The organism is Streptomyces mabaensis (assembly GCF_053763515.1).
Genome location: NZ_JBSOPZ010000034.1, coordinates 69,802 through 82,657, shown reverse-complemented (window position 1 = coordinate 82,657; position 12,856 = coordinate 69,802). Strand labels below are relative to the sequence as shown.

General features: G+C 70.3%; 14 protein-coding genes. 5 read left to right on the top strand and 9 right to left on the bottom strand.

The features are described 5' to 3' along the window. Positions 1-116 precede the first annotated feature (116 nt). From ACWV17_RS26720 to ACWV17_RS26710, 3 genes are all read right to left on the bottom strand, one after another. Positions 117-383 carry a hypothetical protein gene (locus ACWV17_RS26720; RefSeq protein WP_455354082.1) on the bottom strand — a complete coding sequence of 89 codons (267 nt, stop codon included), beginning with the start codon at positions 381-383 and terminating at the stop codon, positions 117-119. Between the two features lie 10 nt (positions 384-393). Then, positions 394-1,125: a TetR/AcrR family transcriptional regulator gene (locus ACWV17_RS26715; RefSeq protein ID WP_455361685.1), complete on the bottom strand. Its 732-nt coding sequence runs from the start codon at positions 1,123-1,125 to the stop codon at positions 394-396. A 199-nt stretch (positions 1,126-1,324) separates the two neighbouring features. Then, positions 1,325-2,269: an AurF N-oxygenase family protein gene (locus tag ACWV17_RS26710; protein WP_455361684.1), complete on the bottom strand. Its 945-nt coding sequence runs from the start codon at positions 2,267-2,269 to the stop codon at positions 1,325-1,327. Between the two features lie 170 nt (positions 2,270-2,439). Here ACWV17_RS26710 and ACWV17_RS26705 point away from each other — a divergent pair, with 170 nt between their 5' ends. Continuing rightward, entirely contained in the window at positions 2,440-3,552 is a 1,113-nt protein-coding gene (locus tag ACWV17_RS26705) for a ferritin-like domain-containing protein (RefSeq protein ID WP_455361683.1), read from the top strand. Between the two features lie 162 nt (positions 3,553-3,714). Continuing rightward, positions 3,715-4,356, top strand: coding sequence for a Uma2 family endonuclease (locus ACWV17_RS26700; RefSeq protein WP_455361682.1), 642 nt, complete (start codon positions 3,715-3,717; stop codon positions 4,354-4,356). On the opposite strand, the gene ACWV17_RS26695 is transcribed toward ACWV17_RS26700, so the two are convergent. Genes ACWV17_RS26695 through ACWV17_RS26680 form a run of 4 tightly spaced genes read right to left on the bottom strand, consistent with a single transcriptional unit; the run spans position 4,357 to position 8,052 of the window. Further along, entirely contained in the window at positions 4,357-4,827 is a 471-nt protein-coding gene (locus tag ACWV17_RS26695; RefSeq protein ID WP_455361681.1) for a DUF3291 domain-containing protein, read from the bottom strand. It lies immediately after the preceding gene. Positions 4,828-4,853: 26 nt separating this feature from the next. After that, on the bottom strand, positions 4,854-6,317 hold the full coding sequence (locus tag ACWV17_RS26690; protein WP_455361680.1) for a penicillin-binding transpeptidase domain-containing protein: 1,464 nt from the start codon (positions 6,315-6,317) through the stop codon (positions 4,854-4,856). Further along, entirely contained in the window at positions 6,314-7,696 is a 1,383-nt protein-coding gene (locus tag ACWV17_RS26685) for an FtsW/RodA/SpoVE family cell cycle protein (RefSeq protein ID WP_455361679.1), read from the bottom strand. The genes ACWV17_RS26690 and ACWV17_RS26685 overlap by 4 nt, the downstream gene beginning before the upstream one ends. 56 nt (positions 7,697-7,752) lie before the next feature. Continuing rightward, positions 7,753-8,052: a zinc-ribbon domain-containing protein gene (locus tag ACWV17_RS26680; protein ID WP_455354213.1), complete on the bottom strand. Its 300-nt coding sequence runs from the start codon at positions 8,050-8,052 to the stop codon at positions 7,753-7,755. Between the two features lie 288 nt (positions 8,053-8,340). Between ACWV17_RS26680 and ACWV17_RS26675 the strand changes: the two genes are divergently transcribed. After that, positions 8,341-8,748 carry a YciI family protein gene (locus ACWV17_RS26675; RefSeq protein WP_455361678.1) on the top strand — a complete coding sequence of 136 codons (408 nt, stop codon included), beginning with the start codon at positions 8,341-8,343 and terminating at the stop codon, positions 8,746-8,748. 8 nt (positions 8,749-8,756) lie between these two features. Then, positions 8,757-9,902: an RNA polymerase sigma factor gene (locus ACWV17_RS26670; RefSeq protein WP_455361688.1), complete on the top strand. Its 1,146-nt coding sequence runs from the start codon at positions 8,757-8,759 to the stop codon at positions 9,900-9,902. A gap of 11 nt (positions 9,903-9,913) precedes the next feature. Here ACWV17_RS26670 and ACWV17_RS26665 read toward each other — a convergent pair whose 3' ends face one another. Beyond that, positions 9,914-10,810 (bottom strand): ATP-dependent DNA ligase, encoded by an 897-nt coding sequence (locus tag ACWV17_RS26665; RefSeq protein WP_455361677.1) that lies wholly within the window; start codon positions 10,808-10,810, stop codon positions 9,914-9,916. Continuing rightward, positions 10,807-11,691 carry a non-homologous end-joining DNA ligase gene (gene ligD / locus ACWV17_RS26660; protein WP_455361676.1) on the bottom strand — a complete coding sequence of 295 codons (885 nt, stop codon included), beginning with the start codon at positions 11,689-11,691 and terminating at the stop codon, positions 10,807-10,809. Before ligD ends, ACWV17_RS26665 begins: the two co-directional genes overlap by 4 nt. A 60-nt stretch (positions 11,692-11,751) precedes the next feature. Here ligD and ku point away from each other — a divergent pair, with 60 nt between their 5' ends. Further along, complete coding sequence (ku, locus tag ACWV17_RS26655; RefSeq protein ID WP_455361675.1) at positions 11,752-12,801, top strand: non-homologous end joining protein Ku; 1,050 nt, start codon at positions 11,752-11,754, stop codon at positions 12,799-12,801. Positions 12,802-12,856: the final 55 nt, after the last annotated feature.

Here is a 12,856-nt window from a genome sequence, read left to right as displayed (position 1 = left end):
AAGGCCCTCACCTGTTCAAGATCCCTCAGCCGAGACCTGGCTCACCCGTCCACAACCTCCCAGGACAGAACACCTAGCGCCCGCCGCCCCGTCGGCCACTCGTCGGCCGGGGGGTGTTACGAGCGCTTCGACCAGGGCCATTTGAGGCCGCCGGGCCGCTTCCCGGCCGGGTCGTACTCGTACTTCCAGCCGGTCTGCAGTCCGAGCCGCCTGGTGTGCCCGGCGGGTACTCGGTGGTACACGAGCACGGTCGGCGGGCCGCCCCCGGCGTCCGGCACCGGCACCTCGTACACCTTCGGCGGGTGCCCGGTCGGGCCGACCAGTACCGGCAGGACCCGGCCGTCCAGGGGGCCGCCCACGAAGGGCGTGTTCTCGCTTCTCACCCCACCAGTCTCACAGCAGGTGGGCGGCGTCGCCCAGGACGGGGAGCACCCGGCGGGCCAGCACCCCCACCGGGCCGTCGGCGGTCTCCAGCGCGAGCGCGGCCCGTGCCGCCGCCGCGGTCTGCGGGTCGGTGGCGGCGGTCGCCGTCAGCAGGGCGACGAAATGGTCGACCAGCCAGTCCCGCAGCTCACCGACCGGTGGCTGCTTCTCCTCGTCCAGCCAGATGAGCGACGCGGCCTCGACGGCGGTGATCCAGGTGCGGACCATCATCCGCAGCCTGACACCGGGCTCCGGGACGGCGAGGTGCACCAGGATCTGGTCGGCGGCGGTCCTGCGCACCTCGTCGACGATGGCGGTGGTACGAGAGGTCTCGGCGACGCTGCCGCCCTGGAGCAGCGCGCTGAACCCGGCGTCGTGCTGGTCGACGAACGCGAGATAGCGGTCCAGCGCGCGGCACAGCCGCTGGGTCAGCGGACCGGTCTGCGGCTCGGCGAAGCACAGCTCCAGCTCGTCGGCGGCGGAGCGCAGCGCGGACTCGTACAACTGCTGCTTCCCGCCGGGGAAGTACCGGTAGACCAGCGGCCGCGACACCCCCGCCGCCTCGGCGACGTCGTCGAAGGAGACCTCCTCCGGGGCACGGTGCGCGAAGAGCGAGAGAGCGGCGTCGAGGAGCTGGACGCGCCGCTCCTCAACACTGAGCCGTCGGTACGCGCGGGTGGCCGCCGGAGTCGTCGGGGTCATGCCCGGCAGCGTAACCGCACACTTCACCGGCCGGGCCCGCAGCCCGGAGGACGGCTGCGGCCTGCGGCCCACGCCCCGCCGAGCGGGGTCACGCGAGGAGTCCCGAGCTCTTCCACAGCCTGCGGCCCACCCCGCGCATACTGTGCCGATATGCGGCTGCCGCCGCGTGGCGATGTCGTCGGCGGCGCGCCGGCCGGGGTCACGCGAGGAGTCCCGAGCTCTTCCACAGCCTGCGGCCCACCCCGCGCATCACGCCGATGTCATCGAGGAAATCGGTGAGCCGCTTCGCGCCCGTCTGCATGATCTCCCGGCGGTGGCCGCTCTCCTTGACCTGGGCGACCGCCTCGCGCCGGTCCAGGCCGACGTTCGTGTAGACCTGCGGGTTGACGAAGGCGACCGAGAACACCCGGGCCGCCTCGCCCGAGCTGATCCGGGTCAGCTCCTGCTCCCAGCGCGGCGCGGTGACCATCTGGCGCCGCAGCTCCTCGCGTGCGTACCGGACGTGCCGCGCCTCCTCCACCACGTGGATACGCGTCACCCCGCGCACCAGGGTCTGGACGCGCTCGTCCGGGAAGGTGAGCCGCTGCATCCAGTCGAGGATCTCCTCGCCGAGGAGTGTGCAGGCGAAGGAGCCCGGGGTGGTCGAGACGGTCTTCAGGACGCGGGCGAGGTTGTGGTTGAGCTTCGAGACCGGGTACGCCGGGGCGCCGCCCTTCTGGATCATGCGGGCGAACATCATCGAGTGCCGGCACTCGTCGGCGATCTCGGTGAGGGCGTAGCGGACGTGGTTGCTGGTCAGCGACTTGTCGTAGATGTGGCGGACCAGCAGCTGCATCAGGATGATCTCGAACCAGATGCCGAGCGAGGCGAGCGAGGCCGCTTCGTGCCGGGCCAGTTCCATCCGCTGCTCCTCGGACATCTTCCGCCACAGCGGGGTGTCGTAGAGGGAGACCAGCTCCGGCGGCCAGAACCACTTGCCCTTCTCGACCGGGGCGTCCCAGTCGAGTTCGGTGTCCGGGTCGAAGGAGTGCTTGGCGGAGGACTCGAGCAGCCGCTCGGCGACCTGCTCGCGGTCCTTGAGCAGGCCGAGCGCGTCCCTGAGCGCGCGGTGGTCGGGCACGGTGCGGTCGGTCACGGTCGTCATGTCTGCGGGCACCTCGAGCAATGGGTTACCGGGGGTCAGCACTTATGAGACTGCTTGTCAGCAAGGGCGTCAATCCCCTGTGCGCGACTTGTTGACTACGCGTCTACCAACGTGTGAACCTGCCAACCATCCAGTCCTGTACGGCAGTCCGTGAGGCGAAGGAGACGGCAGTGTCGACGCGCGAGCTGTACGTGAACGACCCGGGGGACCCGCGCTGGGAGGTCCCGGCCTCCGGCGCGGCCCGCTTCAGCTGGGACTACGACGACGGCCGAGACCGTCTCCTCGCCCTCTACCAGAAGGGAAAGGACAAGCAGTGGGACGGCGCCACGCGCATCGACTGGGACCTGGAGGTCGATCCGTACGACCCGCTCGGCACCCCCGACGAGGCACTGAACCTCTACGGCACCCGGCACTGGGCCAAGATGACCGAGAAGGACAAGGGCGAGCTGCGCCGGCACTACACCTCCTGGCAGTTCAGCCAGTTCCTGCACGGCGAGCAGGGCGCGATGGTGTGCGCGGCGCGGATCGTCGAGTCCGTACCCGACCTGGACGCGAAGTTCTACTCGGCCACCCAGACCATGGACGAGGCCCGGCATGCCGAGATCTACGGCCGCTTCCTGCACGAGAAGGTCGGGATGCTCTACCCGATCAACGACAACCTCCAGGGGCTGCTGGGCGACACCCTGCGCGACTCGCGCTGGGACATGCCGTACCTCGGTATGCAGGTCCTGATCGAGGGCCTCGCACTCGCCGCCTTCGGCATGATCCGTGACACCACCGACAAGCCGCTGCCCAAACAGATCCTGGCGTACGTCATGCAGGACGAGGCCCGGCACGTCGCCTTCGGGCGGATGGCGCTGCGCGACTACTACAAGCAGCTCACCGACGCCGAGTTGCGCGAGCGCGAGGAGTTCGTCATCGAGGGCTGCTACCTGATGCGCGACCGGCTGCGCGGGGTGGAGGTGCTGGAGAACTTCGGCATCGGCCGGAAGGAGGCCGAGGAGCTCTCGGAGCAGTCGGAGTTCCTGCACCTCTTCCGCAAGCTGCTCTTCAGCCGCATCGTCCCGTGCGTGAAGGACATCGGGCTGTGGGGCGAGCGGCTGCAGAAGGCGTATCTGGACATGGGCGTGTTCGAGATGGGGGACTCCAGCCTCGATCTGCTGATGACGCAGGACGAGGAGATCGCGGAACAGCTGGACAAGGAGCGCTTCGCGGCGGAGGAGCGGGCGCGCGTCGCGGAGGTGGAGGCCGCGATCGAGGAGGGCGGTCAACTCTCTGGCTGACCTCCGATGGGCGAGACCTGGGCCCGAGCCGCTGCCGGGCGCTGAGGGGCGCCCGCCGCACTGGTCAGCACCGGAGCGCGGTTCACCCGACGGAGGGGCGATCCGGAGTTCCCGGTGGGTACGCTGGCTGTGCCAGGCAGACTCCGCCGCATGGGAGCAATCATGAGCGCCGCTCGCGAGTACGGGCTGGACGACCAGTACGAGTGGGCCCGCCCGCCGGCCGACGGCTGGACGGCCGACGACCTCGACAGGCTTCCCAACCTGCCTCCGCACACGGAGCTGATCGACGGGAGCCTCGTCTTCAAGAGTCCGCAGACCCACTTCCACATGGCCACCCTGCGCCTGCTGGAGAACGCCTTGCTGGACCAAGCGCCGGAGGACCTCTACGTCGTCCGCGAGATGACCACCAAGCTGGCCAGACGGGACCGGCCGGAGCCTGACCTCATGGTGGTGCCGCACACTGCCCGTACCGGCCCGCGGCAGACCTGGTACGACCCCGACGACATCCTTCTGGCCGTCGAGATCGTCTCCAACGACTCCGTGGAACGTGACCGCGAGGTCAAGCCCCGCAAGTACGCCAGGGCGGGAATCCGGCACTTCTGGCGCGTTGAGGACAGCGACGGGCTCCCTGTCGTATGCGTCTACGAGCTCGACCCCGCCACCCACACGTACGCGGACGCAGGTGTCCACCACAAGCAGCTCAAGCTGGATCTCCCGTTCCCCGTCGACATCGACCTCACCGCCATCAACCGGCCTCGGCGCAAGGCAGCCCCTGCCGAGGGCGCGGGACCCAAGCCCAGCTGATCACTCCCCGTCCGGCGGGCCGGCCGGGAAGCTGGTCCGCAGGGTGAACGCGTGCGGCGTCGGGCCGTGTTCACGCAGATGCAGCAGCCGCTTCTCGGCCTCCGCCACCGTCGGGCGGTGGCCCGCCTCGACCCACCACAGCGCGGTCATGGCCTCCTTCACCCGCTCGAACCACTCGTTGCGGCGGCCCAGCAGTTCCCGGTGCTGCCCCTGGTACATGAACGCGGTCAGCGCGTTCGTATCGCGCCAGACAGTCAGGTTCACGATCATCCAGGAGTCTCCGAACACCGGCACGTCGGTCGCGTTGCCCCCCTCGCTCTGCAGTCGCCAGATGAACCCCTCGGCCTGGTCCGCCACCGCGTTGACCGGGTCGAGGGCGTCGACGAAGTCCTTCAACTCGGGGGAGTCCAGAGGGAATCGGAGACGGGATATGTTCACCTGGGCGAGTTCGTACGCAGCGTTATCCGTCATGGCCGCACCATAACCTCAGCCGGCGCTCACTTGTCGTGCCCGTCCACGAGTGCCGCCGCCATCACCGCCCGGGCGATCGGTGCGGCGCTGCTGCCGCCGCTGATGTCCTGCCGGGCCGCGGCCGCGTCCTCGACCACCACCGCGACCGCCACCGCCGGCGCCGGGGAGTCGTGGGCCTTCGCCCAGGAGATGAACCAGGCGTACGGCGTACCGGCGTTGCCCAGTCCGTGCTGGGCCGTACCCGTCTTGCCCCCGACCTGCGCGCCCCGGATCGCGGCGTGGTGTCCCGAGCCCTCCTCGACGACCCTGACCATCATCCGGCGGAGCTTGCGGGCGGTGGCCGAGCTCATCGCCCGGTACAGCGGTTCCGTTGTGGACCGGGAGACCGGGTGGCCGGCCGCGTCCGTCGTCCGGTCCACCAGACGGGGGGCCTTGATCGCGCCGTCGCCGGCCACCGCCGTGGCGACCATGGCCATCTGCAGTGGCGTGGCCCTCGTGTTGAACTGGCCGATCGAGGACAGCGCCAGCTGGTCCAGGCTCATGTCGGTGTCGAAGTTGCTCCGGGACATGGTGAACGGCATCCGCAGCCCGCCGTCGTTGAAGCCGAAGTTCCGTGCTGTTTTCCCCATCTTCCGCAGACCCACCTTCACCGCGAGGCCGGCCATCACGGTGTTGCAGGAGTACTGGACCGCGTAGGCGAGGGAGGCGTTCTCGCACCCCGGCGCAGCGTTGGGCAGGACCGTGCTGGTGCCGGGCAGCAGGAAGGGATCGGGGGTCCGGGTGGGTGCGTCGGCGTCGCGGACCGTGCCCGTGTCGAGAGCCGCCGCGGCAGTGACGATCTTGAACGTGGAGCCCGGCGGGTACGTCTCCCGGATCGCCCGGTTCAGCATCGGCCGGCTGGGATCGGAGTTGAGCCGCCGCCACTCCTCGGTGACCGCGGCGCTGTTGCCGGAGAGCAGCTGCGGATTGTACGAGGGGCTGCTGACCAGCGCCAGGATCCGGCCGGTGGCGGGTTCGAGGGCGGCGACCGCGCCTCGTCGTCCGGCCAGCCCGGTGTAGGCGGCGCGCTGCATCGACGCCCGGATGGTGGTCGCGACGTGGCCGCCGCGCAGCCGGCCCCGGGTGAGGCCGCTCCACAGTGGCGTGAGCGCGCGGTGGCTGCCCGAGAGGATGGCGTCCTCGGTGTGCTCGATGAAGCTGGTGCCGTACAGCTGCGAGGCGTAGCCGGTCACCGGCGCGTACAGCGGCCCGTCGAGGTACGACCGCTCGTACCGCAGATGTTCCCCGCTGTCCCGGGAGCCGGTGACCGGCTTTCCGTCGACGAGGATGTCGCCGCGCACCTGGGCGTAACGGGCGATGCTGTGGCGGCGGTTGGCCGGGGTGTCGGAGAGCCTGTCGGCCTGGACTACCTGCACCCGGGCGGTGTTGACCAGCAGGGCGACGAGCAGCACCAGGGAGAACAGCACCGTGCGCCGGATACAGCGAGTCATCGGACACACTCCACGGCCGGTGCGAGGATCCCGGTCTCGACCGGCTCGGGCGCCGGCCGCCGCGCCGAGTGGCTGGCCCGGATCAGCAGCGCCACGATGATCCAGTTCGTGACGACGGACGAGCCGCCCTGCGCCAGGAACGGCATCGCCATGCCGGTGAGCGGGATCAGCCCCATCACCCCGCCCGCGATCACGAAGACCTGGAGGGCGAGGATCGAGGCGAAGCCGACGGCGAGCAGTTGTCCGAACGGGTCGCGCAGCAGCAGGCCGGCCCGGTAGCCCCGGTCCACCAGCAGTGCGTACAGCAGGAAGATGGCGGTCAGCCCGACGAAGCCCAGCTCCTCGCCCGCGGTGGCCAGGATGAAGTCCGACTTGGCCGCGAAGCCGATGAGGATGGAGTGACCGGCGCCGAGGCCGGTGCCGAGAATCTCTCCCTCGGCGAAGGCGAAGAGGGACTGGGCGAGCTGCTCGGGGCCCTCGCCCGCGTCGATGGACGCGAAGGGGTACAGCCAGTCCTGGACCCGCTCGTGGACGTGGGGTTCGAGCGAGCCGACGGCCATGGCCCCGGAGGCGGCGAGCAGCAGGCCCACGGCGATCCAGCCGGTCCGGCCGGTGGCGACGTACAGCATGATCACGAAGAGTCCGAAGAACAGCAGCGAGGTGCCGAGGTCCCGTTCCAGCACCAGGACGACCACGCTGATCAGCCAGACCGCCACGATCGGGCCGAACACCCGGCCGGCGGGGAGCTGGAGCTTCCAGAACCTGCGGCCGGTGCACGCGAGGGCTTCCCGGTTGGCCGCGAGGTAGGCGGCGAAGAAGACGGCGAGGAGCATCTTCGCGAACTCACCAGGCTGGAAGGAGAGTCCGCCGATCCGGATCCAGATCCTGGCGCCGTTCACGGCCGGGAAGAGGATCGGCAGGATCATCAGGGCGAGTGCGGCGGCGACCGACAGATAGGCGTACCGCTGAAGGATCCGGTGGTCGCGCAGCAGCACCACGCAGGCGATGAAGAGCGCGACTCCCAGGGTGGACCACACCAGCTGCGCCGGGGCCGCCCGCTCCAGCGGGGTCTCCAGGTCGAGCCGGTAGATGAGGACCAGGCCGAGCCCGTTGAGCAGGACGGCGATGGGGAGCAGGAGCGGGTCGGCGTAGGGGGCGCGCAGGCGCACGGCGAGGTGGGCGAGGAGCGCGAGCGCGCCGAGGCCCGCGCCGTAGCGCAGCGCGTCCGCCGGGATGTGGCCCTGCCGGGTGAGGCCGACGTCGACGTAGCCGTAGACGGAGATGAGGACGGCGCCCAGGAGGAGGCACAGTTCGACGCCCCGACGTTTGCTGGGCAGGCGTACGCCGGGCGGGGGAGCATCCGCCGTCGTTGCGGTCATTCCCGCAACGTAGCAAGCAGCCGAAGCTTATGTCCCTTTATGTCATAGTGTGCCGCTCAGTGCTGGTAGGGATTCTGCTGCCGCATGCCACCCTGCTGCGGGGCCGGTGCCTGGCTGCCGCCGTCGCTCTGCGCCACGAGCTGCTCGGCCTGCTCCTGCGTCACCTGCTGCTCCAGACCGCAGAAGGTGCACTGCGTCCGGTACTTGGTGGAGACGGGGAACAGGGGTACGAAGAACAGCGTGAACTTGGTGACGCGCTTCCTGAGGGTGTGCGCGGCCGGATTGCCGCAGCTGCCGCAGACCAGCGTCAGTACGGCCAGCTGGTGCAGGTACGTCTTGGTGCCGAAAAGTACGATCATGCTCCGGTCCCTCCCGGTTCGGTGGCCGGCCGGCGCTCGACCAGCGGCTACTCCCCAGCGTGTCATGACTGCCGCGCCGGGGTCAGGCCCCGGCCTCGCCGGTGGGCCGGCCGGCCGGCGAGCGCCGCGCCCGCCTCGTTGCGGACGTCCGGGGCCAGCGGGCTGGAGACCACCGGGGTGTCGTAACCAAAAAAACTCGGGCGGCGATGTCGAGAACCCGTGACTGGCTCCGTCCCAGCCTTGAACGCGACCACAATGGGTCGCACAGCACCGAGGAGAACCACGATGGCCAAGTACCTGCTGCTGAAGCACTACCGCGGCGCCCCGGCTCCGGTCAACGACGTGCCCATGGGTCAGTGGACACCGGAGGAGATCTCGGCCCACGTGCAGTACATGAACGACTTCGCGGCCCGGCTCGAGAAGACCGGCGAGTTCGTCGACGGTCAGGCGCTCGCCCCCGAGGGGACGTGGGTCCGGTACGACGGGGAGGGGCGCCCGCCGGTCACCGACGGCCCGTTCGCCGAGACCAAGGACCTCATCGCCGGCTGGATGGTGATCGACGTCGACAACTACGAGCGCGCCGTCGAGCTGGCCGGGGAGCTGTCGGCCGCCCCCGGGGCGGGCGGGAAGCCGATCCACGAGTGGCTCGAGGTGCGCCCGTTCCTGGCCGCTCCGCCCACCATCACGGAGTGACCTCATCAATGAACGAGGCCCTGCTCCGGAGCCTCACACCGAGCGTGCTCGCCATCCTCGTCCGCCGCGGAGCCGACTTCGCGGCGGCCGAGGACGCCGTGCAGGACGCGCTGGTCGAGGCGGTCCGCGTCTGGCCGGCCGACCCTCCGCGGGACCCGAAGGGCTGGCTGGTCACCGTGGCCTGGCGCAAGTTCCTCGACGCGACCCGCGCGGACGCCGCCCGCCGCCGGCGTGAGGACCTCGTCGACGAGGAGCCGGCGCCCGGGCCCGGGCCCGCGGTGGACGACACGCTCCAGCTCTACTTCCTGTGCGCCCACCCATCGCTGACGCCGTCGTCCGCGGTCGCGCTCACGCTGCGCGCCGTCGGCGGGCTGACCACCCGCCAGATCGCCCAGGCATATCTGGTGCCCGAGGCGACCATGGCGCAGAGGATCAGCCGGGCCAAGCGCACCGTCTCCGGCGTGCGGTTCGACCAGCCCGGCGACGTCGCCACCGTGCTGCGCGTCCTCTACCTGGTCTTCAACGAGGGCTACTCAGGCGACATCGACCTCGCCGCCGAGGCCATCCGGCTCACCCGGCAGCTCGCGGCCGCGATCGACCACCCCGAGGTGGCGGGGCTGCTCGCCCTCATGCTGCTCCACCACGCCCGGCGCGCCGCCCGGACCGCGCCCGACGGCAGCCTGGTGCCACTCGCCGAGCAGGACCGCGGCCGGTGGGACACCGAGTCGATCGCCGAGGGCGTCGAGATCCTGCAGGCGGCCCTCGCCCGTGACCGGCTGGGTGAGTTCCAGGCCCAGGCCGCCATCGCGGCACTCCACGCCGACGCGCGCACCGCCGAGGAGACCGACTGGGTGCAGATCGTCGAGTGGTACGACGAGCTCGCGCGCCTGACCGACAGCCCGGTCGTCCGGCTCAACCGCGCGGTGGCCGTCGGCGAAGCCGACGGACCGCGCGCGGGCCTGGCGGCGCTCGCGGCGCTGGACCACTCCCTGCCCCGCCACGCCGCCGTGGCGGCGTACCTCCACGAGCGCGACGGCGACCTGGCGACGGCGGCACGGCTGTACGCCGAGGCGGCCCAGAAGGCACCCAACCTCGCCGAGCGCGACCACCTGACGCGCCAGGCCGCCCGGCTCAACGCCCGCGGGTGTTGCTGACGGGCCGATGCTCACCCATCGGCCCGTACGCGCACGAAACGGGCGGTCTCGTGGCGTCCGGCCGCCTGGCGCAGTTCAACGAGGAGAGGCTCGGTGAGCATGCGCACCGGCCCGTGGTCCGGGTGGTCCGTCAGCTTTCCCAAGCGATCGCGTACCAGCTCGCCCACCTGCCGTGACTGCGTCGGGGTCAAGCGAGGCGACGTCTTCACGGTTCGATCATCGGGAAGCTGAACAAGAAGTGCCTGCGGTCGCTCCACCGGGCCGAAAACGCCGAGGAGCGCGCCATCCCGCGTATCGGAATGCCGGATCTTCCTCCAGGCCCAGGTTCCTCCTGCCCGATAGGGCGAGCTCAGCGTTTTCGCCACGATCCCTTCGACGCCCACGGCTCTCATGTCGCGAAACCAGACATGGGCGGTTTCCTCGTCCAGCGTTGCCAGCACACGCTGGAGGGGTGGACCGACGTCTTGCAACGCGGCTCCGAGCAGCTCCCAACGCTCCCTCAGGGGCAGGGCCCTGACATCCCGGCCTGGCACAGCGAGGATGTCGAACGCGATGTAGGACACGGGGACTCCCAGCCGCTCGCGATCACTGTGGGACCGGAGCAAGTCGGTGAAGCTCAATCGCCCCTCTCGGTAGGCGCACAATTCACCGTCCAGCACGATTCCCGGCGGCAAGTTCTCTCGCAGGTATGCGGCAATCTCGGGGAATTCTCTGGAGAGGTCCCTTCGTGAGCGTGACTGCAAGAAGACCCTTCCGCCCTCGAGGATGAAGGCGAGGGCGCGGAACCCATCGAGCTTTAGGGAGTACTGAAAGCCCTCAGGCGTGCTGTCTTGCTCGGGGATCTCGTCCGCCGGCCGGGGGCGCATGACGTCGACCGGTGGCCGCAGCGGAGGCTCCAGCGCGCTCATGGCAGGGGCCCGGCGTCGTCGCCGTCGATGAGCGGGGCGAGCAGGTCGCCGTACCGCTCCAGCCGGTCCGCGATGTCGTTCGCGAGGAAGACCAGCTGCCCCGGCTCCCGGCACGCCCCGACCTCCTCCCAGGTGACCGGGGCGGACACCGCCGGCGCGGGGCGGGCCCGCAGGGTGTAGGGCGTGGCGGTGGTCTTCGCGGCGGCGTTCTGGCTGAAGTCGACGAACACCTTGCCCGGGCGCAGCACCCGGGCCATCTTGTGCAGCACCAGCCCGGCCAGCTCGCGTTCGGCCTCCTGGGCGAGCCCCTTCGCGTACGCGGACACCCGCTCCGACGGCGTCGGCTCCACCGGCACCACCAGGTGCAGCCCCTTGGACCCGGAGGTCTTCGCGTACGCGTGGAGCCCGTCGGCCGCCATCCGCTCGCGCAGCCACACCGCGACCGCGCAGCACTCCACCACGGTGGCCGGTTCCCCGGGGTCGAGATCGAGGATCAGGCGGTCGGCGACGGCGGGCGCGTCCGCCTGCCACTGGGGCGTGTGGAACTCCACCACCAGGTTCGACGCCCAGACCAGCGACGCCATGTCCTGCACCACGACCTGCTCGGCGCCCGGCGCGTCGGAGCGCGGCACGCTCGCGACCGTCACCCAGGAGGGGGTGCCCGGGGGCGGATTCTTGGTGAAGAACTTCTGGCCCTCCACACCGTCCGGATAGCGCAGGAAGGACACCGGCCGGTTGCGGAGATGCGGCAGCAGCGCCCCGGCGACCGTCGCGTAGTAGTGGAGCACCTCGCCCTTGGTGAACCCGCTCTCCGGATAGATGATCTTGTCCAGATTGCTCAGCGCCAGGCGCCGCCCCTCCACCTCTGTGATCGGCGTCATACGATGAGAATCCCACGTATCGTCTCAAAGCAGGATGAACCGCAGCGGAAGGGAGGAAACATGCGATCCATCTGGAACGGGTCCGTCTCGTTCGGCCTGGTCAGCATCCAGGTCAAGCTGTTGAACGCCACCGAGAACCACTCGATCTCCTTCCGCCAGGTCCACACGACCGACGGCAGCCGGATCCGCTACCGCAAGGTGTGCGAGCTCGACGAGCACGAGGTGACCACCGCCGAGATCGGCAAGGGGTACGAGGACGCGGACGGGACGCTCATCCCGATCACCGACGAGGACCTCGCCTCGCTGCCGCTTCCGACGGCCAAGACGATCGAGATCGTCTCCTTCGTCCCGGCCGCGGAGATCGACCCGCTCCAGATGGACACGGCCTACTACCTGGCGGCCGACGGGGCGCCGGCCGCCAAGCCGTACACGCTCCTGCGGGAAGCGCTCCGGCGCAGCGAGAAGGTCGCCATCGCCAAGTTCGCGCTGCGTGGCCGGGAACGCCTCGGCATGCTGCGTGTGGTCGATGACGTGATCACGATGCACGGACTGCTCTGGCCGGACGAGATCCGCGAGCCCGAGGGCATCGCGCCGGAGAAGGATGTCGCCGTACGGGACGCCGAACTCGACCTCGCGGACGCCCTGATGAACACCCTGGGCAAGGTCGACATGGACTCCCTGCACGACGACTACCGTGCGGCGGTCGAGGAGCTCATCGCCGCGAAGGCGTCCGGCGAGCTGCCCGAACCGGCCCCGGCGGTGGAGGGTGAGGGCAAGGTGCTCGACCTGATGGCGGCCCTGGAGAAGAGCGTCCGGGCGGCCCAGGGGGCACGCGGGGAGGACGCGGGCGAGCCCGCGGAGGTGACGCCCATCCGCAGGACGGCGAAGAAGTCGGCCGCGGCGGTGCCGAAGGCGGTGGGCGGCAAGAAGTCGACGGCGAAGAAGTCGGCGGCCGGGAAGACCACGGCGAAGAAGACGGGCGCGAAGAAGGCGGCGGCGAAGTCCACGTCCGACGGGAAGACCGCCTCGAAGACGGCGAAGTCCACGACGAAATCGACCGCGGCGAAATCGACCGCGAAGAAGCCGGCCGGCAAGCGGGGCTCGGCCTGACCGTACGCGCGTCGGCCCCGGCCGTGGGGTGGAATTCCATCCCACGGCCGGGGCC

What these genes read in the sequence shown, in the direction of transcription:
- ACWV17_RS26715 (WP_455361685.1), bottom strand. Translation starts at nt 1,125, where the DNA reads ATGACCCCGACGACTCCGGCGGCCACCCGCGCGTACCGACGGCTCAGT.
- ACWV17_RS26710 (WP_455361684.1), bottom strand. Translation starts at nt 2,269, where the DNA reads ATGACGACCGTGACCGACCGCACCGTGCCCGACCACCGCGCGCTCAGG.
- ACWV17_RS26700 (WP_455361682.1), top strand. Translation starts at nt 3,715, where the DNA reads ATGAGCGCCGCTCGCGAGTACGGGCTGGACGACCAGTACGAGTGGGCC.
- ACWV17_RS26695 (WP_455361681.1), bottom strand. Translation starts at nt 4,827, where the DNA reads ATGACGGATAACGCTGCGTACGAACTCGCCCAGGTGAACATATCCCGT.
- ACWV17_RS26690 (WP_455361680.1), bottom strand. Translation starts at nt 6,317, where the DNA reads ATGACTCGCTGTATCCGGCGCACGGTGCTGTTCTCCCTGGTGCTGCTC.
- ACWV17_RS26685 (WP_455361679.1), bottom strand. Translation starts at nt 7,696, where the DNA reads ATGACCGCAACGACGGCGGATGCTCCCCCGCCCGGCGTACGCCTGCCC.
- ACWV17_RS26675 (WP_455361678.1), top strand. Translation starts at nt 8,341, where the DNA reads ATGGCCAAGTACCTGCTGCTGAAGCACTACCGCGGCGCCCCGGCTCCG.
- ACWV17_RS26670 (WP_455361688.1), top strand. Translation starts at nt 8,757, where the DNA reads ATGAACGAGGCCCTGCTCCGGAGCCTCACACCGAGCGTGCTCGCCATC.
- ACWV17_RS26665 (WP_455361677.1), bottom strand. Translation starts at nt 10,810, where the DNA reads ATGAGCGCGCTGGAGCCTCCGCTGCGGCCACCGGTCGACGTCATGCGC.
- ligD (WP_455361676.1), bottom strand. Translation starts at nt 11,691, where the DNA reads ATGACGCCGATCACAGAGGTGGAGGGGCGGCGCCTGGCGCTGAGCAAT.
- ku (WP_455361675.1), top strand. Translation starts at nt 11,752, where the DNA reads ATGCGATCCATCTGGAACGGGTCCGTCTCGTTCGGCCTGGTCAGCATC.